Annotated in this window: 17 protein-coding genes and 2 pseudogenes; 10 read left to right on the top strand and 9 right to left on the bottom strand. The window is 71.2% G+C overall.

Annotated elements, in window-relative coordinates:
• Positions 1-130: 130 nt before the first annotated feature.
• Positions 131-1186 carry an LLM class F420-dependent oxidoreductase gene (locus tag STRBO_RS0115235; protein WP_005485173.1) on the top strand — a complete coding sequence of 352 codons (1056 nt, stop codon included), beginning with the start codon at positions 131-133 and terminating at the stop codon, positions 1184-1186.
• A gap of 282 nt (positions 1187-1468) precedes the next feature.
• On the top strand, positions 1469-2257 hold the full coding sequence (locus tag STRBO_RS0115240; protein WP_005485176.1) for a hypothetical protein: 789 nt from the start codon (positions 1469-1471) through the stop codon (positions 2255-2257).
• Between the two features lie 81 nt (positions 2258-2338).
• Here STRBO_RS0115240 and corA read toward each other — a convergent pair whose 3' ends face one another.
• On the bottom strand, positions 2339-3334 hold the full coding sequence (gene corA / locus STRBO_RS0115245; RefSeq protein WP_005485178.1) for a magnesium/cobalt transporter CorA: 996 nt from the start codon (positions 3332-3334) through the stop codon (positions 2339-2341).
• A gap of 104 nt (positions 3335-3438) precedes the next feature.
• Between corA and STRBO_RS0115250 the strand changes: the two genes are divergently transcribed.
• The 5 genes from STRBO_RS0115250 (at position 3439) to STRBO_RS0115270 (ending at position 8579) form a co-directional block, all read left to right on the top strand.
• On the top strand, positions 3439-4125 hold the full coding sequence (locus tag STRBO_RS0115250) for a histidine phosphatase family protein (RefSeq protein ID WP_005485179.1): 687 nt from the start codon (positions 3439-3441) through the stop codon (positions 4123-4125).
• 96 nt (positions 4126-4221) lie between these two features.
• A complete protein-coding gene (locus STRBO_RS0115255) occupies positions 4222-4812 on the top strand; it encodes a DUF3090 domain-containing protein (RefSeq protein WP_005485182.1) in 591 nt (196 codons plus the stop codon).
• Complete coding sequence (locus STRBO_RS0115260; protein ID WP_005485183.1) at positions 4776-5642, top strand: SCO1664 family protein; 867 nt, start codon at positions 4776-4778, stop codon at positions 5640-5642. Before STRBO_RS0115255 ends, STRBO_RS0115260 begins: the two co-directional genes overlap by 37 nt.
• Positions 5643-5822: 180 nt before the next feature.
• Positions 5823-7052 carry a cysteine--1-D-myo-inosityl 2-amino-2-deoxy-alpha-D-glucopyranoside ligase gene (gene mshC, locus STRBO_RS0115265; protein ID WP_005485185.1) on the top strand — a complete coding sequence of 410 codons (1230 nt, stop codon included), beginning with the start codon at positions 5823-5825 and terminating at the stop codon, positions 7050-7052.
• 537 nt (positions 7053-7589) lie between these two features.
• The gene (locus tag STRBO_RS0115270) at positions 7590-8579 is read left to right on the top strand and encodes an SMP-30/gluconolactonase/LRE family protein (RefSeq protein ID WP_005485187.1); all 990 of its coding nucleotides are present in this window, start codon (positions 7590-7592) and stop codon (positions 8577-8579) included.
• 116 nt (positions 8580-8695) lie between these two features.
• Here the strand turns inward: STRBO_RS0115270 and STRBO_RS0115275 are convergent, their stop codons facing one another.
• Together STRBO_RS0115275 and STRBO_RS0115280 are read right to left on the bottom strand one after the other, a co-directional pair.
• Entirely contained in the window at positions 8696-9739 is a 1044-nt protein-coding gene (locus STRBO_RS0115275; RefSeq protein ID WP_005485188.1) for a PAC2 family protein, read from the bottom strand.
• Between the two features lie 158 nt (positions 9740-9897).
• On the bottom strand, positions 9898-10569 hold the full coding sequence (locus tag STRBO_RS0115280; RefSeq protein ID WP_005485190.1) for a FadR/GntR family transcriptional regulator: 672 nt from the start codon (positions 10567-10569) through the stop codon (positions 9898-9900).
• A gap of 188 nt (positions 10570-10757) precedes the next feature.
• Between STRBO_RS0115280 and STRBO_RS45640 the strand changes: the two genes are divergently transcribed.
• Positions 10758-11030, top strand: coding sequence for a hypothetical protein (locus tag STRBO_RS45640; protein WP_020114413.1), 273 nt, complete (start codon positions 10758-10760; stop codon positions 11028-11030).
• Here STRBO_RS45640 and STRBO_RS44620 read toward each other — a convergent pair.
• Positions 11017-11125, bottom strand: a pseudogene (locus tag STRBO_RS44620) (class II aldolase/adducin family protein); the annotation flags it as partial. The gene STRBO_RS45640 and the pseudogene STRBO_RS44620 overlap by 14 nt on opposite strands.
• On the opposite strand from STRBO_RS44620, the pseudogene STRBO_RS0115290 reads away from it, so the two are divergent.
• Positions 11126-11773 (top strand): annotated as a pseudogene (locus STRBO_RS0115290) (phosphotransferase); the annotation flags it as partial.
• Here the strand turns inward: STRBO_RS0115290 and STRBO_RS0115295 are convergent.
• The 5 genes from STRBO_RS0115295 to STRBO_RS0115315 form a co-directional block, all read right to left on the bottom strand.
• The gene (locus STRBO_RS0115295; protein WP_005485197.1) at positions 11759-12328 is read right to left on the bottom strand and encodes an SMI1/KNR4 family protein; all 570 of its coding nucleotides are present in this window, start codon (positions 12326-12328) and stop codon (positions 11759-11761) included. The pseudogene STRBO_RS0115290 and the gene STRBO_RS0115295 overlap by 15 nt on opposite strands.
• A gap of 144 nt (positions 12329-12472) precedes the next feature.
• Complete coding sequence (locus STRBO_RS0115300; protein WP_005485198.1) at positions 12473-14089, bottom strand: glycerol-3-phosphate dehydrogenase/oxidase; 1617 nt, start codon at positions 14087-14089, stop codon at positions 12473-12475.
• Positions 14090-14143: 54 nt separating this feature from the next.
• Positions 14144-15682: a glycerol kinase GlpK gene (glpK, locus tag STRBO_RS0115305; RefSeq protein ID WP_020114414.1), complete on the bottom strand. Its 1539-nt coding sequence runs from the start codon at positions 15680-15682 to the stop codon at positions 14144-14146.
• Positions 15683-15783: 101 nt separating this feature from the next.
• Entirely contained in the window at positions 15784-16581 is a 798-nt protein-coding gene (locus STRBO_RS0115310; RefSeq protein ID WP_005485202.1) for an MIP/aquaporin family protein, read from the bottom strand.
• A 418-nt stretch (positions 16582-16999) separates the two neighbouring features.
• Positions 17000-17764: an IclR family transcriptional regulator gene (locus tag STRBO_RS0115315; protein ID WP_005485204.1), complete on the bottom strand. Its 765-nt coding sequence runs from the start codon at positions 17762-17764 to the stop codon at positions 17000-17002.
• Between the two features lie 394 nt (positions 17765-18158).
• Here STRBO_RS0115315 and metH point away from each other — a divergent pair, with 394 nt between their 5' ends.
• Positions 18159-21686: a methionine synthase gene (gene metH, locus STRBO_RS0115320; protein WP_005485206.1), complete on the top strand. Its 3528-nt coding sequence runs from the start codon at positions 18159-18161 to the stop codon at positions 21684-21686.
• Positions 21687-21732 lie beyond the last annotated feature (46 nt).

Genomic DNA, 21732 nt, shown 5'->3' on the forward strand with positions numbered 1-21732 from the left:
GAGGCGGGGGCCCCGCGCCCGCCCCTTTCCGGTCTCACGAACCCCCGCCTCGCGGGCCCGGGAGGGCGGCGGCCCGGTAGGGTCGGCGCGACAAAGACGTTACTGATCGGTAAGGGGAAGGCTGGTCTATATGAAGCTCGGGATCAACCTCGGCTACTGGGGCGCCGGAATGGACGGGGACAACCTGGCCGTGGCCCAGGAGGCCGACCGGCTGGGTTACGCGGTGTGCTGGGCGGCGGAGGCGTACGGCTCGGACGCCGCCACCGTGCTCAGCTGGGTCGCCGCCAAGACCGAACGCATCGACGTGGGCTCTGCCATCTTCCAGATCCCGGCTCGCCAGCCCGCGATGACCGCGATGACCGCCGCGACGCTGGACTCGCTGTCCGGCGGCCGCTTCCGGCTCGGCCTCGGCGTCTCGGGACCGCAGGTCTCGGAGGGCTGGTACGGCGTCAAGTTCGACAAGCCGCTCGCCCGCACCCGCGAGTACGTCGAGATCGTCCGCAAGGCGATGACCCGCGAGCGCCTGTCGCACGACGGCGAGCACTGGACGCTGCCCCTGCCCGGCGGCCCCGGCAAGCCGCTGAAGCTGACCGTGCACCCCACCCGCGAGCACATCCCGCTGTACATCGCCGCGATCGGCCCGAAGAACCTGGAGCAGACCGGCGAGATCGCCGACGGCGCCCTGCTGATCTTCCCCTCGGCCGCGCACCTGGAGGACACGGCCGTCACGTACCTGCGGGCGGGACGGGAGAAGGCCGGCAAGACGCTCGACGGCTTCGACATCTGTCCGACCCTGCCGCTGGCCGTCGGCGACGACAAGGACGTGACGACGCTCGCCGACACCTTCCGCCCGTACACCGCGCTGTACGTGGGCGGCATGGGCAGCCGCAAGCAGAACTTCTACAACCAGCTCGCCCGGCGCATGGGGTACGAGAAGGAGGCCGCCGAGATCCAGGACAAGTACCTGGCCGGCGACAAGACCGGGGCCGCGGCCGCCATCCCGCACGAGCTGATCGACCAGACGACGCTGCTCGGCTCCGTGGAACGCATCGCCGACCGGATGACGGCGTACGCCGCGGCCGGGGTCACCACCCTCACGCTCGCGCCGGCGGGCTTCACCCTCGACGAGCGGATCGCCTCGCTGCGGGCCGGCTCGCAGGCCATGGAGCTGGCCGGTCTCGCGTAACCCGAACGGCGCAGCGGCCGACGAGAGCCGGGAACCGGCGGGAGCCGGCCCCGGCAGGTCGACCAGAAAGCACTACGGCCGTGGTGGGGGCTCGGGGGTCTTCCCCGCCACGGCCGTCACCACGGACAACGCGGCACCGCCCCGCCCGGTTACGCCCCATCGCCGCCCCGGCGTCATTCGTTCGGCGGATTTGTCCGACACAGCTGTTGCCCGGCTCCTGGTACCCCCTTTGACTCGTTTTCTGCAGGCCCCTGCCAGGCCCCTGCAGAGAGGTGTCCTTCGATGCTTTCGGCCAAGAGTCTGTTCCAGGAGATCGTCGACAACGACGAGTCGTTCCGGCTGTTCTGCTCCATCGCCGCCGGTGGGGAGAGTCAGGGCGGCTGGGAGAACGCGCGCATCGCCGCGCTCGTCCCCCCGAGCGAGCGGGCGCTCGCACCCAAGATCACCCGTCATGGCGCCGACGAGGACAAGCACGGGCGGATCTTCGACGCCCTCATGAGAAAACGCGGCCTCCAGCCCGTGGAGGTCCCCGCCGAGACCGACTACACCATGCTCCTGGAGCGCGGCGGCATCGGCCTCGCGCACGAGAAACTCAACGCCGAAGAGGCACTCTCGGTGCGGGACGTCATCGTCTACCTGTGCCACAGCCGGGTCACCGAACAGCGGGCCGCCGACCAGATGGTGATGCTCCGCAAGCACTTCGGCACTCACCCCGAGATCGGCAGGGCCGTCCGGATGATCTCCGACGACGAGGACAACCACCTCGCCTACACCCACGAGGAACTGCTGCGCTACGCGGCCGCCGGCCACGGGCGCTTCATCCAGCGGACCCTGCGTGAGTGCGCCCTGGCCGAGATCGCCGTCCACCGGGACGTCAGCCTCGCCGTGATGGACCGCATGGGGCGCATCCTGGGCTGGCCGAAGGCGAAGGCGGCCGTCCTGGCCGCGGGCATCCGCGCGGTGTACGCGTACGAGCGGGCCCTCGGCTGGCGCCGCATGGTCACCCTGGAGATGCCGACCCGCCGCGACGCCCTCGGCGGCCCGGCGACGGCGGCCCCGGAGTTCGCCTGAGACGCCACGCCACGCGCGCGTGAGCACGAAAATCTCACCACGCGCGCGTGCGGGAGACGGTCCTCGGCCGCACGGGGAGGGCTACAGCCAGCCCCGGCGCTTGAACAGCCGGAACACCAGCACCTCCGTCACGACCATCAGCGCCATCAGTGCCGGATAGGACCACGTCCAGCGCAGTTCCGGCATGTGCTCGAAGTTCATGCCGTAGACACCGGCGGCCATGGTCGGGATCGCGGCCATGGCCGCCCAGGCCGAGATCTTCCGCATGTCGTCGTTCTGCCGGACGCTCATCTGCGCCAGGTGCGCGGAGAGGATGTCGGAGACCAGCCGGTCCAGTCCCTCGACGGACTCGTTGACGCGGGTGAGGTGGTCGTTGACGTCACGGAAGAAGGGCTGGGCCTTCTCGTCGACGAAGGGCACCGCGGCCGCGGGGTTGCCCGTGGAGGAGAGCCGGTTGAGCGGTGCGGCGAGGGGGCCGGTCGCCCGGCGGAACTCCAGGACCTGGCGCTTGAAGGTGTAGATGCGGGAGGCGGTGTTCCGGGAGCCGCCGACGTCGGGCGAGAAGACCTCCGCCTCCAGCTCCTCCAGGTCCGTCTGGAGTTCGGTCGCCACGTCCAGGTAGTGGTCGACCGTGGCGTCCGTGATCGCGTACAGCACGGAGGTGGGCCCCTTGCCGAGCAGTTCGGGCTCCCGTTCCAGCCGGGTGCGGACGACGCCCAGGGGCGAGCCCTCGCCGTGGCGCACGGTCACCACGAAGGCGTGGCCGAGGAAGACCATCACCTCCCCGGTGGTCACGGTGTCGGTGGACGGCTCGTACCCGACCGGTTTGAGGACCATGAACAGCGAATCGTCGTACACCTCCAGCTTGGGCCGCTGGTGCGCCTTCAGCGCGTCCTCGACGGCCAGAGGATGCAACGCGAACTCCTCTGTGACCAGGGCGAACTCCTTCTCCGAGGGCTCGTGCAGACCGATCCACACGAAGCCGCCCGAGGCACGGGCCGCGGCCAGGGCGTCGGAGAGGTCCTCGGGTCCCTCGGTGCGGTGCCCGTCGTGGTAGACGGCACAGTCGACGATCACAGGAAGTTCCTTTCTCGGGGGCTCTGTCCACAGCCGTCTCGTTCGCGGAGGCTTTGTCCACAGGGCCGCAGGGGGCGGTCGGGCGGGCGTCTACGCTGGGACGCATGCCCACGTTGATCCTTGTCCGGCACGGACGTTCCACCGCCAACACCGAGGGCGTGCTCGCCGGGTGGACGCCCGGGATCGCGCTCGACGAGCGGGGGGCGGCGCAGGCCGCGGCGCTGCCCGGTCGCCTCGACGGGCTGCCGATCGCCGAGATCGTCACCAGCCCGCTCCAGCGCTGCCAGGAGACGATCCGCCCCCTCCTCGACGCCCGGCCCGGCCTCAGCCCGCACACCGACGACCGCATCGGCGAGTGCCACTACGGCGACTGGTCGGGCCGCAAGCTCGCCGAACTGATGGACGAGCCGCTGATGCAGGTCGTCCAGACGTACCCGACGGCGGCCGAGTTCCCGGGCGGCGAGTCGATGCGGGCCATGCAGCATCGGGCCGCCGAGGCGGTGCGGGAGTGGAACGCGCGCGTGGAGCGCGAGCACGGGGCCGACGCCGTGTATGTGATGTGCTCGCACGGCGACATCATCAAGTCGCTCGTCGCGGACGCACTCGGACTTCATCTGGACCTCTTCCAGCGGATCTCTGTCGAACCGTGTTCCATCACCGCGATCCGTTACACCCGGCTCAGGCCGTTTCTCGTCCGTCTCGGCGACACCGGGGACTTCGCGTCCCTGGCGCCGCACGAGCAGCCCCCGAGCGGTGACGCGACCGTCGGGGGCGGTGCGGGGGCACCGTGATCGTCAACCGCAGTAGGGTGAAGCGGTCGCGGCGGCGCTGAACCAGTCAGCAGCCGGCGCGGCCGGTCCCGACGTCGATTCCAATGGAGACAGGACGTGTCCCGTCAGGTGTTCCTCTACGACCCCCCGGACCGCTTCGTGGCCGGTACGGTCGGGCTGCCCGGGCGCCGGACCTTCTTCCTGCAGGCCTCCTCCGGGCAGCGTGTCACCAGTGTCGCCCTGGAGAAGACCCAGGTCGCCGCGCTCGCCGAGCGCATGGACGAGCTGCTCGACGAGGTCGTGCGGCGCAGCGGCGGAAGCGCCGCGGTGCCGGCCGTCGCCCCCGCCGAGGTGTCGGACACGGCGCCGCTGGAGGCCCCCGTCGAGGAGGAGTTCCGGGTCGGCACCATGGCGCTGGCCTGGGACGGCGACGAGGAGCGGATGATCGTCGAGGCCCAGGCCCTGGTCGAGCTGGACGCCGACTCCGAGGAGGACCTGGCCGAGGCGGAGGAGCGGATGCTCCAGGACGAGGAGAACGGCCCGCCGATGCTCCGCGTCCGCCTCACCGGTTCCCAGGCCCGTGCCTTCGCCAAGCGTGCTCTCGACGTCGTCAACGCGGGGCGGCCGCCGTGCCCGCTGTGCAGTCTGCCGCTCGATCCGGAGGGACACGTATGTCCGCGCCAGAACGGATACCGGCGGGGGGCGTGACCTCCTCCGCCTCCGCTGCCTCCGCCGGCTCGTCGTCGCCCGACCTGCCGTCCGTCGAGCTGCTCGCCGAGGGCGAGTTGACCGTGCGCGGGCAGGTGCGGGAGGCGTCCAACGCGGTGCTGTACTGCACGGTCTCCCACGAGGGCCGGGAGGCCGCCTGCGTCTACAAGCCCGTCGCCGGGGAGCGGCCCCTGTGGGACTTCCCCGACGGCACGCTCGCGCAGCGGGAGGTCGCCGCGTACGAGGTGTCCGAGGCGACCGGCTGGGGGCTGGTCCCGCCCACCGTGCTGCGCGACGGGCCCTACGGCCAGGGCATGTGCCAGCTGTGGATCGAGGGCGAGGCCGGTTCCGAACTGCTGGCCCTCGTGGAGGGCGAGGAGGCCGGGGAGGGCTGGAAGGCCGTCGGCTTCGCGGAGGTCGGGGACGGCGAGACCGCGCTCCTCGTGCACGCCGACGACCGGCGGCTGCGACGGCTCGCCGTGCTCGACGCGGTCGTCAACAACGCCGACCGCAAGGGCGGGCATCTCCTGCCGGCCCCCGGGGAGCGGTTGTACGGCATCGACCACGGGGTGACCTTCAACGTCGAGAACAAGCTGCGGACACTGCTGTGGGGGTGGGCGGGGGAACCGCTCACCGAGGAGGCCGTCGAGGTGCTGGGCCGGCTGCGGGACGCACTGGCCGAGGGCGGACCGCTGGCCGCGAAGCTGGTCGCGTTGATCACACCGGCCGAGCTGGACGCCACGCGGGAGCGGGTGGCCGCGTTGCTGGAGAGCGGACGCCACCCGGAGCCGAGCGGCGAGTGGCCGGCGATCCCCTGGCCCCCGGTCTGAGGGCACCGCTGTGGCCCACCCCTGCCGCGGGTGCGCCCCGTCGGGGGCGCGGGGGACCGCGCGACCAGCCACGTCCGGCGCAAGCCGCGGAACAGCCTGTGGCCCCGGGCTGGAAGGTGCCCCGGCCGATCCCCGGAGGGACCCCGCATGACCTCGCAGCGATCGGGTTAGGCTCGTGGCATGCATGCCTGGCCCGCTTCTGAGGTCCCCGTCCTGCCCGGCAAGGGCCGCGACCTTCGGATCCACGACACCGCGACCGATGGGCTCATCACCCTTGACCCCGGTCCCGTCGCCCGTATCTACGTCTGCGGTATCACCCCGTACGACGCGACCCACATGGGTCACGCGGCGACCTACAACGCGTTCGACCTCGTCCAGCGCGTGTGGCTCGACACCAAGCGGCAGGTTCACTACGTCCAGAACGTCACGGACGTCGACGACCCCCTGCTGGAGCGGGCCGCGCGCGACGACATCGACTGGGTGGCCCTCGCCGAGAAGGAGACCGCCCTCTTCCGCGAGGACATGACCGCCCTGCGGATGCTCCCGCCCCGTCACTACATCGGCGCGGTGGAGGCCATCCCGGGAATCGTTCCGCTCGTCGAGCGGCTCCTTGCCTCCGGTGCCGCGTACGAACTCGAAGGGGACATCTACTTCTCCGTCGAGGCCGACCCCGACTTCGGCAAGGTCTCGCGCCTGGACGCCGCCACGATGCGGCTGCTCTCGGCCGAGCGCGGCGGGGATCCGGACCGGACCGGGAAGAAGAACCCCCTCGACCCGATGCTCTGGATGGCCGCGCGTGAGGGCGAGCCCAGCTGGGACGGCGGCTCCCTCGGCCGCGGCCGGCCCGGCTGGCACATCGAGTGCGTCGCCATCGCCCTCGACCACCTGGGCATGGGCTTCGACGTCCAGGGCGGCGGCTCCGACCTCGCCTTCCCGCACCACGAGATGGGCGCCTCGCACGCGCAGGCCCTGACCGGCGAGTTCCCCATGGCCAAGGCGTACGTCCACGCCGGCATGGTGGCGCTGCACGGCGAGAAGATGTCGAAGTCCAAGGGCAACCTGGTCTTCGTCTCCCGGCTGCGCCGCGACGGGGTCGACCCGGCCGCGATACGGCTCGCGCTCCTCGCCCACCACTACCGGGCCGACTGGGAGTGGACCGACCAGGCGCTCCAGGACGCCGTCGACCGCCTCGGCCGCTGGCGCGCCGCCGTCTCCCGGCCCGACGGACCGTCCGCCGAGGCTCTGGTCGAGGAGATCCGCGAGGCCCTCGCGCACGACCTGGACGCGCCGACCGCACTCACCGCGGTCGACCGCTGGGCCGCTCTCCAGGAGGAGCGGGGCGGCACGGACGAGGGGGCGCCCGGCATCGTGTCCCGTGCCGTGGACGCGCTGCTCGGCGTGGCCCTGTGACCCACCTGAAGTAACGACTCTGCACAGGTGTCGAAGCCGACACCCGTGTCCCGCGCGTCAGACACGGGACGAGAGCGTGGGGGCGCCTCCTCCGGCCGGAGGAGGCGCCCCCACGTCATTCCCGGGACTCTCGTTCCGTTCGCCCGGCACACGAAGGGGCGCAGCCCGGGCGGCAGTTCACGAGAACCACCCTCCCGGGAAGAGAACAGGGGCTCCCGGACAGCCGTCGCCGCGAACACCCTCGGCCCCGGCTCCGACCCCGGCATGCCCGCGCCCTCGGCCGGCCCTGCCCGACCGTTCCTCGCGTACCGCGCCGCCCGTTCCTCGCGTGCCCCCATGCCCGGGGTACCCCCGGCACGCGAGCGGCGCACGGGCCGGACCGGCACAATCCGGCAGGAAGCCGCGCCGGGGGCTGTCAAGGCCCTGTCGGTCGACCGGCGAAGGGCTGCGGGGCAGGTCGGCATGTGATGGCATGACAGACGTCAGTCGAAAGGCCGGACCGGCCAGCTGCCGGTCCCTTCGTGGAAGGGACGATCAGTGGCACCCCCGCAACCCTCGCAGGCCTCACAACCCCCCTCCGCCCGTCACCTCAGCCGGCGAACACTGCTCACGACGTCCGCCGCCGGCGCGGCCGCACTGCTCGTCGGATCCTCGGCCGCGACCGCCTCCGCCTCCGAGAGCACCTGGCCCGCCCTCATCCCGCTCCCGGGCGGCTTCCGCCCCGAGGGCATCGCCATCGGCGGCCACCACGCCTACCTGGGCTCCCTCGGCGACGGCTCGATCTACCGCGCCGACCTGCGCACCGGCGAGGGGCGCATCGTCTCCGCGGGCCCCGGCACGCCCTCCGTCGGGCTCAAACTCGACGACCGGGGGCGGCTGTTCGTCGCCGGGCGCGCTCAGGGCGCCCGGGTGGTGGACGTCCGTACCGGCAGGATCATCGCGTCGTACCGGCTCACCACGAAGACGCCGACCTTCGCCAACGACGTCTTCCTCACCCCGCGCGCCGCCTGGTTCACCGACTCGTTCCAGCCCGCCCTCTACGCCCTGCCGCTCGGCGGCAACGGCCGCCTGCCGGGCCCGGACAAGGTCGTCACGGTCGCACTGAGCGGCGACTGGACCCACGCCCCCGGCGAGGTCGTCAACGCCAACGGGATCACCGGCACCCCGGACGGCAGGGCCCTCCTGGTCGTCCAGTCCGGCGCGGGCGGCCTCCACCGGGTCGACCCCAGGACCGGTGTCACCGAACTCGTGGATCTCGGCGACGCGGCACCCCTCACCAACGGCGACGGCCTGCTGCTCCTCGGACGGCGGCTCTACGTCGTCCAGAACCGCCAGAACGCCATCGACGTGTTCAAGCTCTCGGCCGACGGCCGCAGCGGCATCTTCGAGGACCGCCTGACGGACCCCGACTTCGACGTCCCGACGACGGCCGCGGCCCACAACAACCGCCTCTACCTGCCCAACGCCCGCTTCACGACGACCCCGACGCCGGACACCTCGTACGCGGTGGTGGCGGTGAAGCGCTGACCACGCGGTGACGGCCGGTGCGTTCCCCGTGTCCCGAAGGGGCACGGGGAACGACGCGAACAGCCACCACGGACCCGCCGGATTCCGCGCGGTGACACCCGTCGGGTCAGGGCGTCTCAGTCGTCCGACGAATCCTCGTCCTCGGCCCCGGAATCGCTACCGGCTTCGCTCCCGGCGTCCGTCCCGGTCTCGGTGTCGGCCTCCGGCCGCGCCGGCTTCGGCGGACGCGTACGCCCGCTGGGATTGTCCTTGGGATTCCACGCCCCGGCGGTTCCGTCGCCGCCGTCGACCGTGGCGTGACCGCCCGACGCGGGACCGCCCCCGTCACGGCGCCGCAGATACCGCTCGAACTCGCGCGCGATCGCCTCTCCCGACGCCTCCGGCAGCTCCGCCGTGTCCCGGGCCTCCTCCAGCGTCTGCACGTACTCGGCGACCTCGCTGTCCTCCGCCGCCAGCTGGTCCACGCCCACCTGCCAGGCGCGCGCGTCCTCGGGCAGCTCGCCCAGCGGGATGCGCACGTCGATGAGATCCTCCAGCCGGTTCAGCAGGGCCAGCGTGGCCTTCGGGTTCGGCGGCTGCGACACGTAGTGCGGCACCGCGGCCCAGAGCGAGACGGCCGGGACGCCCGCGTGCGTGCACGCCTCCTGGAGGATGCCGACGATCCCCGTGGGGCCCTCGTACTTGGTCTCCTCCAGGTCCATCCGCCGCGCCAGGTCCGGGTCGGACGTGACACCGCTGACCGGGACCGGACGTGTGTGCGGGGTGTCCCCGAGCAGCGCGCCCATGATGACCACCAGCTCCACGCCCAGCTCGTGCGCGAAGCCCAGCAGCTCGTTGCAGAACGACCGCCAGCGCATCGACGGTTCGATGCCCCGGACGAGGACCAGATCGCGGGGCTTGTCACCGCCGACCCGGACCACCGACAACCTTGTCGTCGGCCAGGTGATCTTCCGCACGCCGCCGTCCAGCCACACCGTGGGGCGGTTCACCTGGAAGTCGTAGTAGTCCTCGGCGTCCAGCGCCGCGAACACCTCGCCCTTCCACTCCTTGTCCAGATGCGCGACCGCGGTGGAGGCTGCGTCGCCGGCGTCGTTCCAGCCTTCGAACGCGGCCACCATCACTGGGTCGATCAGCTCGGGAACCCCCTCCAGCTCGATCACCCAGCGCCTCCTTCCGACGTGCCCTCGCGTACGCCCCAACCTTACGGCGTGCCGAGGGGGCCTCCGCAGCCCCCTTGCACGGGGGAGTGAACGGATCAATGCCCCGTTCGCACGGCACAAACACGCGTCGGCGGTCCGGGCCCGCGGTGATCGACTTCTCAGAGCGTGGAACGCAGCCACTGCTCCACGCTCGCGATGTGCACCGTGGCCCAGGAACGCGCGGCGTCGGCGTCGCGGTCGCGCAGGGCGGCCAGGATGGCGCGGTGCTCGTGCAGGGTCCGGCTGACGGCGTCTTCCTGGGTCAGGCCGCGCCAGATGCGGGCCCGGGTGGTCGGCCCCGACAGGCCGTCGAGGAGCGAGCACAGCACGGAGTTCCCGGAACTCTGCACGATGCCCCGGTGGAACTCCAGGTCGCAGGCGACCAGTTCCTCCACCGACGGTTCGGTGCCGAGCTTGTCCAGCTGGGTCGTCAGCGCGTCCAGCTGCTGCTCGCTGATCCTCAGGGCGGCCATCGCCGTGGCGGCCGGCTCCAGTATCCGGCGCACGGCGAGGAACTCCAGGACCGTGTCGTCGCGGTGGAAGTCGACGACGAAACTCAGCGCTTCGAGGAGGAGCTGGGGATCGAGGCTGGTGACATAGGTGCCGTCGCCCTGCCGTACGTCGAGGATGCGGATCAGCGACAGGGCACGCACGGCCTCGCGCAGCGAGTTGCGGGACAGCCCGAGATCGGCGGCCAGCTCGCTCTCCTTGGGGAGCCGGTCGCCGGGGCGCAGCGCGCCGGAGACGATCATGCCCTTGATCTTCTCGATCGCCTCGTCGGTGACTGCCATGGGTGAACCCTCCCTGTCGTTCAGACATCCGATGTCTGAAGGACATTATGGATGCTCCAGCGCCTCTATCAGGCCAATGCCTGCGAATCGGCCGACGTCGGCGAGGGACAGGACCGGGTCGGCCCGCTCCGTCCCCGCCGCGTCGAACGGTGGTTCCCGTCGGTTTTCCCAGGTCATGTACGGTGTCGATGCTGGAGGGCGAGCGCGAGGGCTGGTCGGCCGAGGAGGCACGTGCCGCCGTCGCCCGGGTCCGCGAGGCCCGGCCGACCGCCGTGAACCTGATGGTGTGCGTGGACCGCGTCATGACCTGCGTGTGGGAGGTGTCGGCGGGCGAACTGCCGGGGGATCGCCTGCGGCAGGGACGACACGCGCGCCCGCCGTACGAGGAGGCGGCCCCGGTCACCTCGACCGGGGCCGCCTCCCCACGGATGGCCGGCTCAGGTGTGCTCAGCGCTGGGTGAGCTCCAACTCCAGCAGCCACTCGACCACTTCGGTGTGGTGACGGGTCTGGCGGGGGGGTGGCGCCCCAGACGTACAGGCCGTGCCCGGCGACGACCTCTCCGAGCCGTACATCGAGCACGCACACAACCACTGGCACCCGGCACTGGACGACCTGGCCGCCGCCTTCCGCGCGGACACCGTGCTGCGCACCGTGGTCGCCGACCTGCGCCATGTCTTCATGACGAGCGCCCAGGCCCTCCTGCACGGCGACCTCCACTCGGGCAGCGTCATGGTCGGCGAACGCCAGGGTGCCCACGTGGTGCGGGTCTTCGACCCCGAGTTCTCCTTCGTCGGCCCCATCGGGTTCGACCTCGGCCTGTACTGGGCCAACGCGCTCGTCTCCGAGGAACGGGCCCGCGCCCTGGGGGCCCTCACGGACCACGGCGAGCAGCTCCGGCTGTCCTCGGAGGCGTTCGAGACCGAGTTCCGGCGCCTGTGGCCCACCCGCGTCGACACCTTCTTCGATGACGCCTACCTGGGCCGCTTCCTGCGCCGCGTCTGGACGGAGTCCCTGGGCTTCGCCGGCACGGAGATCATCCGCCGCATCATCGGCTTCGCCCACCTCACCGACCTGACGACCCTGCCCGACCCGGCCCCGGCGTCGCGTCGGGCGCTGCTGCTGGGCCGTGAACTCGTCGTCCGTCGTACGGAGCTGACCTCACCGGACGCCGTCCGCGACCTCGTGGCCTCACCACTGGGATGACTCGGCGTCGAACCACTCCTTCCCGGCGGCCCAGTGGGCGACCCAGCCGGCGAAGCCGGGCGCGGAGGTCGTGTGGCCGAACTCCGCGCCGAACGGCAGGGCACCCACATCGGTGACGTGCCATATGTGTCCCCGATGGGGACCGGTGACGACGAGATGCCAGTTCATGGCGCAGCCATCGGTCCCGAGCACGACCGAGCCATGGTCGCTCACCGCGTCGATCACGGAGCCCGGGTCCTCGTAGGGCCCCTCGTCCTCCTCCCACAGCCACGCGGCCGTGAGCGGGAACGGCTCGCCCAGGGCACGGTCCGCCCCGTCGCCCCAGTCCACGGGCAGGTCGCCCAGCCCCACGAGCCCGTACTCCGGCGGCCCCTGCGACGACCCGTCGGACACCTCCGCCACGAACGTGCGGTACGGCTCCGGGAGCACCACCCCGTGCTCCGCCTCGAAGGCGTGCACGGCCGCCCAGCCAAGGGCCGACTGCCCGCCGTCGTCCACGGCGAACGCCTCGCGCAGGGCGGCCAGGTCTGCGGGAACGGCGTGATCGATGTTCATGCGCTCATGAAAACATCGGCCACTGACAGCAAGAGGCGCAGCAGCCGGGCGGGCATGCCGAAGGGGCGGCCCCACAGGTGTGGAGCCGCCCCTTCCGCTCGGTGCCCGCCCCGGTCAGGGGAGGAGGCCGGCGCCGAAACCCGGTTACTTCTTGTCGAGCAGGTCCTGGACCTTCGCGCGGACCTCGTCCGTGGCCAGCCCTCGTATCGTCAGGGTCGTCCGGCGGCGCAGCACGTCGTCGGCGGTCTCGGCCCACTCGGTGTCGCGGGCGTAGACGACCTGCGCCCAGATCTCGGGGGCGTCCGGGTGGACGCGCTCGCCCAGCTCGGGGTTCTCGTTGGCGAGGCGGGCGATGTCGAAGGCCAGTGAGCCGTAGTGCGTGGCCAGGTGGCGGGCCGTGTCGGCGCCCATGCGGGGGCCGGGGGCCGGGCGGTCGACGAGGAGGCGGTGGGCCACCGCGCGCGGGTTGGCGACGCCCGGCAGCGGCAGCTTCTTGGGCAGGGAGGCGACCGGCTCGAAGTCCTCGCCCAGCGGGTGGCCGGGGAGCGCCTCCAGCTTCTTCATGATGGTGCGGCCGATGTGCCGGAAGGTCGTCCACTTGCCGCCCGCGACGGACAGCATGCCGCCCCGGCCCTCGGTGACGACCGTCTCGCGCTTGGCCTTCGCGGTGTCACCGGGACCGCCCGGCAGCACCCGCAGACCGGCGAACGAGTACGTGATCAGGTCACGGTCGAGCTGCTGGTCGCGGATGGAGAACGCGGCCTCGTCGAGTATCTGGGCCGTGTCCTTCTCGGTGACCGCGACATCCGCCGGGTCGCCCTCGTACACCTCGTCGGTGGTGCCGAGCAGCAGCATGTCCTCCCAGGGGAGGGCGAAGGTGATGCGGTACTTGTCGATGGGGGTGGCGAGCGCGGCCTTCCACGGAGCGGTCCGCTTCAGGACCAGGTGCGCGCCCTTGGAGAGGCGGATCGAGGGGGCCGCGTCCGGGTTCTCCATCTTGCGCAGGTGGTCGACCCACGGCCCGGTCGCGTTCAGCACGAGCCGGGCGTTGACGCCGAACTCGTCGCCGGACAGCCGGTCGCGCAGCTCGGCACCGGTCACCCGGCCCTTGGTGAACCGCAGCCCGGTGACCTCGGCGTGGTTCAGGACGACGGCACCCGACTCGACGGCCGCGCGGACCGTCATCAGGGCCATCCGGGAGTCGTTCATCTGGTCGTCGCCGTACACGGCCACGGCCTTGAGGTTGTCGGTGCGCAGCTCGGGCACGTCCTGCGCCGCCTTGGCGGGGGAGAGGAGGTGGCCGACGCCGTCACCGAACGCCGACAGCGCGGAGTAGGCGAAGACGCCCGCCCCGAGCTTCGCCGCGCCGTGCGGCCCGCCCTTGTACACGGGGAGGTAGAACGTGAGCGGGTTCGCCAGGTGGGGGGCCACCTGGCGGGAGACCGCACGGCGCTCGAAGTGGTTCTCCGCCACCAGCTTCACCGCGCCGGTCTGCAGATAGCGCAGGCCGCCGTGGAGCAGCTTGGAGGAGGCGGAGGAGGTGGCGCCGGCGAAGTCGCCGGCGTCGACCAGAGCCACCCTGAGCCCGGACTGCGCGGCGTGCCAGGCGGTGGAGATGCCCAGGATGCCGCCGCCGATCACGAGGAGGTCGTACGACGCCTTGGAGAGCTGCTCCCGGGTCTCGGCACGGCTCGGGTTCGAGCCGGACGCCGGGCGCGTCCCCAGGGCAGGCAGGGTCTGCAGGGTGGTCTGACTGGTCATGTCGGGTTATTACTCCTCATCAGAGCTGGTGTCGGAGCCGTCGCGGGCTCCGGATCAGCTCTCGTCCTCGAGCCAGCCCATGGTCCGCTCGACGGCCTTGAGCCAGCTCTTGTACTCACGGTCGCGGGTCTCCGCGTCCATGCGGGGGGTCCACTCGGCGGCCCGCCGCCAGTTGGCGCGCAGGTCGTCGGTGCTGTTCCAGAAGCCGACGGCGAGACCGGCGGCGTAGGCGGCGCCGAGGCAGGTGGTCTCGGCGACCATCGGGCGCACCACGGGCGCGTCGAGGAAGTCCGAGAGGGTCTGCATCAGCAGGTTGTTGGAGGTCATGCCGCCGTCGACCTTGAGGGCCGCGAGCTCGACGCCCGAGTCCTTGGTCATGGCGTCCGTGATCTCGCGGGTCTGCCAGGCGGTGGCCTCCAGGACGGCGCGCGCGAGGTGCGCCTTGGTGACGTACCGGGTGAGGCCGGCGATCACACCGCGGGCGTCGGAGCGCCAGTACGGGGCGAACAGACCGGAGAAGGCCGGTACGAAGTACGCGCCGCCGTTGTCCTCGACCGAGAGCGCGAGGGTCTCGATCTCGGCGGCGGTGGAGATGAGGCCCATCTGGTCCCGCATCCACTGCACCAGCGAACCGGTGACGGCGATCGAGCCCTCCAGCGCGTAGACCGGCTTCTGGTCGCCGATCCGGTAGCCGACCGTGGTCAGCAGGCCGCTGTAGGAGTTGATGATCTTCTCACCGGTGTTCAGCAGCATGAACGTGCCGGTGCCGTACGTGGACTTGGCCTCGCCCTCCTCGAAGCAGGTCTGGCCGAACAGGGCCGCCTGCTGGTCGCCGAGCGCGGAGGCGACCGGAATGCCGCCCAGCAGGTCGCCGAGCCGGCCGCCGGCGACCTCGCCGTACACCTCGGCGGAGGAACGGATCTCCGGGAGCATCGACAGCGGGACGCCGATGGACTCGGCGATCTTGTCGTCCCACTCCAGGGTGTGCAGGTTCATCAGCATGGTGCGGGAGGCGTTGGTGACGTCGGTGTAGTGCTTGCCGCCGTCGACACCGCCCGTCAGGTTCCAGATGACCCAGCTGTCCATGGTGCCGAAGAGGATGTCGCCGGCCTCGGCGCGCTCGCGCAGGCCCTCGACGTTGTCGAGCAGCCAGCGGGCCTTGGGGCCGGCGAAGTACGAGGCCAGCGGCAGGCCCGTCTCGCGGCGGAAGCGGTCCTGGCCGACGTTGCGGCCGAGCTCGCGGCACAGGGCGTCGGTCCGGGTGTCCTGCCAGACGATGGCGTTGTGGACGGGCTCACCGGTGTTCTTGTCCCAGAGCAGCGTGGTCTCGCGCTGGTTGGTGATGCCGATGGCCTTGATGTCGTCGCGGGTGATGCCGGCCTTCTCGATGGCCCCGGCGACGACCTCCTGGACGTTCGTCCAGATCTCGGTGGCGTCGTGCTCGACCCAGCCCGGCTTCGGGAAGATCTGCTCGTGCTCCTTCTGGTCGACGGAGACGATGCGTCCGTCGCGGTCGAAGACGATGCAGCGGCTGGACGTGGTGCCCTGGTCGATGGCGGCGATGAAGGGCCCGGCGGTGTGTGCGTCGGTCACGGTGTGCTCCTGAAAGTTCACTGGGTATGGGGCTGTACGTACGGCGCGTACCGAGTGTTCCGCGGAATCCCGGGTTTCCCGGGACCCGCGGCTCGGCGCTCTCAGGCGAAAGCGACGTTGTAGATGCCTGCAGCGATGGCGGCGCCGATCAGGGGGCCGACCACCGGGACCCAGGAGTAGCTCCAGTCGGAGCCACCCTTGTTGGGCAGGGGCAGAAGGGCGTGCACGATGCGCGGACCGAGGTCACGGGCCGGGTTGATCGCGTAACCGGTCGGGCCACCGAGGGACAGACCGATGGAGACCACGACGAGTGCGGTGATCAGGGCGCCGAGCGTGCCGAGACCCTTGCCGTCGCCGTTCAGGCCCTGGGTCAGGACCGCCAGGACGAGCACGATGGTGCCGATGACCTCGGTGGCGACGTTCTGCCACGCCACGCGGACCTCGGGGCCGGTGGAGAAGATGCCGAGCACGGGGCCGGCGCCCTTCTCCCGGGCCTCGACCGACTTTGTCCTCGCGGCCTCCGCCGGCTCGCCGACGATCTCGCGGTCGGTGAGGTGGGCGTGGAACTGGCCGTAGTAGGCGACCCAGACCAGTGCCGCGCCGATCATCGCGCCGAGCAGCTGACCGCCCCAGTAGATCGGGACGTCGCCCCAGGGGATGCCCTCCTTCTTCAGCGCGAGCGCGAGGGTGACGGCCGGGTTGAGGTGGGCGCCGGACAGCGGCGCGGAGGTGTAGACGGCCGTCAGAACGGCGAAGCCCCACCCGAAGGTGATGGCGAGCCAACCGGCGTTACGGGCCTTGGAGGCCTTCAGTGTGACGGCCGCGCAGACGCCGCCGCCGAGCAGGATGAGTAGGGCGGTACCGATGGTCTCGCCGATGAAGATGTCGGAGCTGGACACCCGCGACTCCTTTGTCCTTCGTCCAGGGGAAAGAGATCGGCCCATGGCGTTGTCACACTCTAGCGCGTATTGCCGGTAGGTGTTCGACAATGTCGACCGATGGACGGGAGTCTTGCTTCGGTGTTACGGGCGCGTCAAGAGCTGTGTTGTCGAAAACACGATCGTTATTGATCGAACCGGACCATCGATCTTGAAACTGCTGCTAGGGGCCCGTGCGAGCAGGTGGGCGGGGTGGGCGGAGCGGGCGACGGCACGCGCGTGCGGCGGAGCGTGGCGGCGCGCGCGGCGGAGGTCTCGCAGCCGCACGTGCGGCGAAGGGCGGGTGCGCCCCGCGGCGAGGAGCGGGCACGCGCACGTACGGCGAAGGCCGGGACACCCGTGGGGGTGTCCCGGCCTTCGCCGTGTCAGGTGGCGGCCGTCAGAACCGTGCCGCGCCGAGGTCGCGCGAGACCGCGCGGGCGCAGTCCCGTACGGCCGCGACCAGCTCGGGGCGCAGCTCGCCCGCACGGCACAGCCGCTCCACGGCGCCGGTGATGCCCACCGCGCCGACGGGCATGCGCCGCCGGTCGTGGATGGGGGCGGCGACGGACGCCACGCCCTCCCAGGTCTCCTCCACGTCGGCCGCGTACCCGCGCGCGCGGGTCAGGTCCAGGACGTTCTCGAAGTCGTCCAGGGCGTGCACGGTCCGGTCGGTGAACGCCTTGCGCTCGGCCTCCAGGGCCTCGCTGTGCGCCACCGGGTCGTACGCGGCGAGGACCTTGCCGAGAGCGGTGGAGTGCAGGGGCTGCATGGCCCCTATCTCCAGGACCTGCCGGCTGTCGTCGGGCCGGAAGACGTGGTGCACGATCAGCACGCCCTGCAGGTGCAGCACCCCGAGGTGGACGCTCTCGCCGCTGGAGCGGGCCAGGTCGTCCGTCCAGACCAGGGCGCGGGCCCGTAGCTCGTGGACGTCCAGATAGGTGGTCCCGAGCCGCAGCAGCTCCGCGCCCAGCTGGTAGCGCCCGGAGGCGTCGTCCTGTTCGACGAACCCCTCGTGCTGGAGCGTGCGCAGTATGCCGTGGGCGGTGCCCTTGGCGAGGCCCAGCGACGAGGCGATGTCCGACAGGCCGAGCCGCCGCTCGCCGCCCGCGAGCAACCGCAGCATCGCGGCCGCCCGTTCGAGCGACTGGATGTTCCGTGCCATCGCCGTCCTGCCTCCGTCCCCTTCGACCGCCGTACGCGACTGAACTTCCGTCGTTCGGCAATGTCGAACACTACCGGTCGTTGCCGACCTCTCGCTAATGGCCGTCACCAGCTTTTCGGACACACCCGTCGCGGCGGTGCCGCCTCTGTGCCCGTGCGGTGTCCGTCCGGTGCGAGTGCGACGACCGTGTGATCGTGGGGTGTGCGTGTGGTGTCGGAGCGGTGTCCGGCGTTCGTTTCGTCGTCGGAGTAAACCGCACTCGGCCGCGTACGCCACGCCCGTCCGCCCCGTGGACCGCCCTGACCATCCGCGGCGTTGCGGGCTACCCTTGCGGCGTGCGGCTTCCATGGGAGGCCGCAAAGCCGACAGCCGTCGCACTCCAGGGAGCAGCTCCATGGCCTCGTTGCCGAACCCGTCCCCCTCGTCCGCCGCCGCCGGCCGGGCCCGATCCGAGGCCCTGCGTGAGGCCCTCGCCACCCGTGTGGTGGTCGCCGACGGCGCGATGGGCACGATGCTTCAGGCACAGGACCCCACACTGGAGGACTTCGAGCAGCTGGAGGGCTGCAACGAGGTCCTCAACGCCACCCGCCCCGACATCGTCCGCTCGGTGCACTCCGCGTACTTCGACGCGGGCGTGGACTGCGTGGAGACCAACACCTTCGGCGCGAACCTCACCGCCCTGGGTGAGTACGACATCCCCGAACGCACCGCCGAGCTGTCCGAGGCCGGCGCCCGCATCGCCCGCGAGACGGCGGACGAGTTCGCCGCGCGCGACGGCCGCCCGCGCTGGGTGCTGGGCTCGATCGGTCCGGGCACCAAGCTGCCCACCCTCGGCCACACCACCTTCACCGCCATCCGGGACGCCTACCAGCAGAACGCCGAGGGCCTGCTCGCGGGCGGCGCAGACGCCCTGCTGGTGGAGACGACCCAGGACCTGCTGCAGACGAAGGCCTCCGTCATCGCCGCCCGCCGCGCGATGCGGACGGCCGGATACGACGTCCCCCTGATCGTCTCGGTGACGGTCGAGACGACGGGCACCATGCTGCTCGGCTCCGAGATCGGTGCCGCGCTGACGGCGCTGGAGCCCCTGGGCATCGACATGATCGGCCTGAACTGCGCGACCGGCCCGGCCGAGATGAGCGAACATCTGCGCTATCTGGCCCGCCACTCCCGCATCCAGCTGTCCTGCATGCCCAACGCCGGCCTGCCGGTGCTGACCAAGGACGGCGCCCACTACCCGCTGACGGCCCCCGAACTCGCCGACGCGCAGGAGAACTTCGTCCGCGAGTACGGCCTCTCCCTCGTCGGCGGCTGCTGCGGCACCACCCCGGAGCACCTGCGGCAGGTCGTCGAGCGCGTCCGGGAACTCACGCCCACCGCGCGCGCCCCGCGCCCCGAGCCCGGCGCCGCCTCCCTCTACCAGACGGTCCCGTTCCGCCAGGACACCGCGTACATGGCCATCGGCGAGCGGACGAACGCCAACGGTTCGAAGAAGTTCCGTGAGGCGATGCTGGAGGCGCGCTGGGACGACTGCGTGGAGATGGCCCGCGACCAGATCCGCGAGGGCGCCCACATGCTCGACCTCTGCGTCGACTACGTGGGCCGCGACGGCGTCGCCGACATGGCCGAACTCGCCGGCCGCTTCGCCACCGCCTCCACCCTCCCCATCGTCCTGGACTCCACCGAGGTGGACGTGATCCGGGCCGGGCTGGAGAAGCTCGGCGGCCGCGCGGTCATCAACTCCGTCAACTACGAGGACGGCGACGGCCCCGAGTCCCGCTTCGCCAAGGTCACCGCGCTGGCGCAGGAGCACGGCGCCGCGCTGATCGCGCTGACCATCGACGAGGAGGGGCAGGCCCGCACCCCGGAGAAGAAGGTCGAGATCGCCGAACGGCTCATCGACGACCTCACCGGCAACTGGGGCATCCACGAGTCGGACATCCTCATCGACACCCTGACCTTCACGATCTGTACCGGCCAGGAGGAGTCCCGCAAGGACGGCATCGCCACCATCGAGGCGATCCGGGAACTCAAGCGCCGCCGGCCCGACGTCCAGACGACGCTGGGCCTGTCGAACATCTCCTTCGGCCTCAACCCGGCCGCCCGCATCCTCCTCAACTCCGTCTTCCTCGACGAGTGCGCGAAGGCCGGCCTCGACTCCGCCATCGTGCACGCCTCGAAGATCCTCCCCATCGCCCGCTTCAGCGAGGAGGAGGTGCAGACCGCCCTCGATCTCATCCACGACCGCCGCGCCGAGGGCTACGACCCCCTGCAGAAGCTGATGGCCCTGTTCGAGGGCGCCACCGCCAAGTCCCTGAAGGCCGGCAAGGCCGAGGAACTGGCCGCCCTCCCGCTGGAGGAGCGCCTCAAGCGCCGCATCATCGACGGCGAGAAGAACGGCCTGGAAGCCGACCTCGACGAGGCCCTGCAGAGCCGCCCCGCCCTGGACATCGTCAACGACACCCTGCTTGACGGCATGAAGGTCGTCGGCGAACTGTTCGGCTCCGGCCAGATGCAGCTGCCGTTCGTGCTCCAGTCCGCCGAGGTCATGAAGACCGCCGTCGCCCACCTCGAACCGCACATGGAGAAGTCCGACGCCGAGGGCAAGGGCACCATCGTGCTGGCCACCGTCCGCGGCGACGTCCACGACATCGGCAAGAACCTCGTCGACATCATCCTGTCCAACAACGGCTACAACGTCGTCAACCTCGGCATCAAGCAGCCGGTCTCCGCGATCCTCGACGCGGCCAGGGAACACCGGGCCGACGTCATCGGCATGTCCGGCCTCCTGGTGAAGTCCACGGTGATCATGAAGGAGAACCTTCAGGAGCTGAACCAGCGCGGCCTGGCCGCCGACTTCCCGGTGATCCTCGGTGGCGCCGCCCTGACCAGGGCGTATGTCGAGCAGGACCTGTACGAGATCTACGAGGGCGAGGTCCGCTACGCCCGCGACGCCTTCGAGGGCCTGCGTCTGATGGACGCGCTCATCGGCGTCAAGCGCGGCGTCCCCGGTGCCTCCCTGCCCGAGCTGAGGCAGCGCCGGGTGCGGGCGACCGCCACCACCACGGCGGTCGAGGAACGCCCCGAGGAGGGCCACGTCCGCTCCGACGTCGCCACCGACAACCCCGTCCCCACGCCCCCGTTCCGGGGCACCCGCGTCATCAAGGGCATCCAGCTCAAGGAGTACGCGGCCTGGCTGGACGAGGGCGCCCTCTTCAAGGGCCAGTGGGGCCTCAAGCAGGCCCGCACCGGCGACGGGCCGACCTACGAGGAGCTGGTCGAGACCGAGGGGCGGCCCCGGCTGCGCGGCCTGCTGGACAAGCTGCAGACCGACAACCTCCTCGAAGCGGCCGTCGTCTACGGCTACTTCCCGTGCGTCTCCAAGGACGACGACCTGATCATCCTGGACGACGACGGCAACGAGCGGACCCGGTTCTCCTTCCCGCGCCAGCGCCGGGGCCGCCGACTGTGCCTGGCCGACTTCTTCCGCCCGGAGGAGTCCGGCGAGACCGACGTGGTCGGCCTCCAGGTCGTCACCGTCGGCTCCCGCATCGGCGAGGAGACCGCCAAGCTCTTCGAGGCCAACTCCTACCGCGACTACCTCGAACTGCACGGCCTGTCCGTGCAGCTCGCCGAGGCTCTCGCCGAGTACTGGCACGCCCGCGTGCGCTCGGAACTGGGCTTCGCGGGCGAGGACCCGGCCGCGATCGAAGACATGTTCGACCTGAAGTACCGGGGTGCCCGCTTCTCCCTCGGCTACGGTGCCTGCCCCGACCTGGAGGACCGCGCCAAGATCGCGGAACTGCTGGAGCCCGAGCGGATCGGCGTCCAGCTCTCGGAGGAGTTCCAGCTCCACCCCGAGCAGTCCACCGACGCGATCGTGATCCATCACCCCGAGGCGAAGTACTTCAACGCCCGGTAGCTCCACCGGGACGAGCCGGGGCCGGCCGCAGGGCCCGGATGGCGGC

Source organism: Streptomyces bottropensis ATCC 25435, assembly GCF_000383595.1.
Lineage (GTDB): Bacteria > Actinomycetota > Actinomycetes > Streptomycetales > Streptomycetaceae > Streptomyces > Streptomyces bottropensis.

What these genes read in the sequence shown, in the direction of transcription:
- STRBO_RS0115235 (WP_005485173.1), top strand. Translation starts at nt 131, where the DNA reads ATGAAGCTCGGGATCAACCTCGGCTACTGGGGCGCCGGAATGGACGGG.
- STRBO_RS0115260 (WP_005485183.1), top strand. Translation starts at nt 4,776, where the DNA reads ATGTCCGCGCCAGAACGGATACCGGCGGGGGGCGTGACCTCCTCCGCC.
- STRBO_RS0115315 (WP_005485204.1), bottom strand. Translation starts at nt 17,764, where the DNA reads ATGGCACGGAACATCCAGTCGCTCGAACGGGCGGCCGCGATGCTGCGG.
- STRBO_RS0115295 (WP_005485197.1), bottom strand. Translation starts at nt 12,328, where the DNA reads ATGAACATCGATCACGCCGTTCCCGCAGACCTGGCCGCCCTGCGCGAG.
- mshC (WP_005485185.1), top strand. Translation starts at nt 5,823, where the DNA reads ATGCATGCCTGGCCCGCTTCTGAGGTCCCCGTCCTGCCCGGCAAGGGC.
- STRBO_RS0115280 (WP_005485190.1), bottom strand. Translation starts at nt 10,569, where the DNA reads ATGGCAGTCACCGACGAGGCGATCGAGAAGATCAAGGGCATGATCGTC.
- STRBO_RS0115300 (WP_005485198.1), bottom strand. Translation starts at nt 14,089, where the DNA reads ATGACCAGTCAGACCACCCTGCAGACCCTGCCTGCCCTGGGGACGCGC.
- metH (WP_005485206.1), top strand. Translation starts at nt 18,159, where the DNA reads ATGGCCTCGTTGCCGAACCCGTCCCCCTCGTCCGCCGCCGCCGGCCGG.
- STRBO_RS0115240 (WP_005485176.1), top strand. Translation starts at nt 1,469, where the DNA reads ATGCTTTCGGCCAAGAGTCTGTTCCAGGAGATCGTCGACAACGACGAG.
- STRBO_RS0115250 (WP_005485179.1), top strand. Translation starts at nt 3,439, where the DNA reads ATGCCCACGTTGATCCTTGTCCGGCACGGACGTTCCACCGCCAACACC.
- STRBO_RS45640 (WP_020114413.1), top strand. Translation starts at nt 10,758, where the DNA reads ATGCTGGAGGGCGAGCGCGAGGGCTGGTCGGCCGAGGAGGCACGTGCC.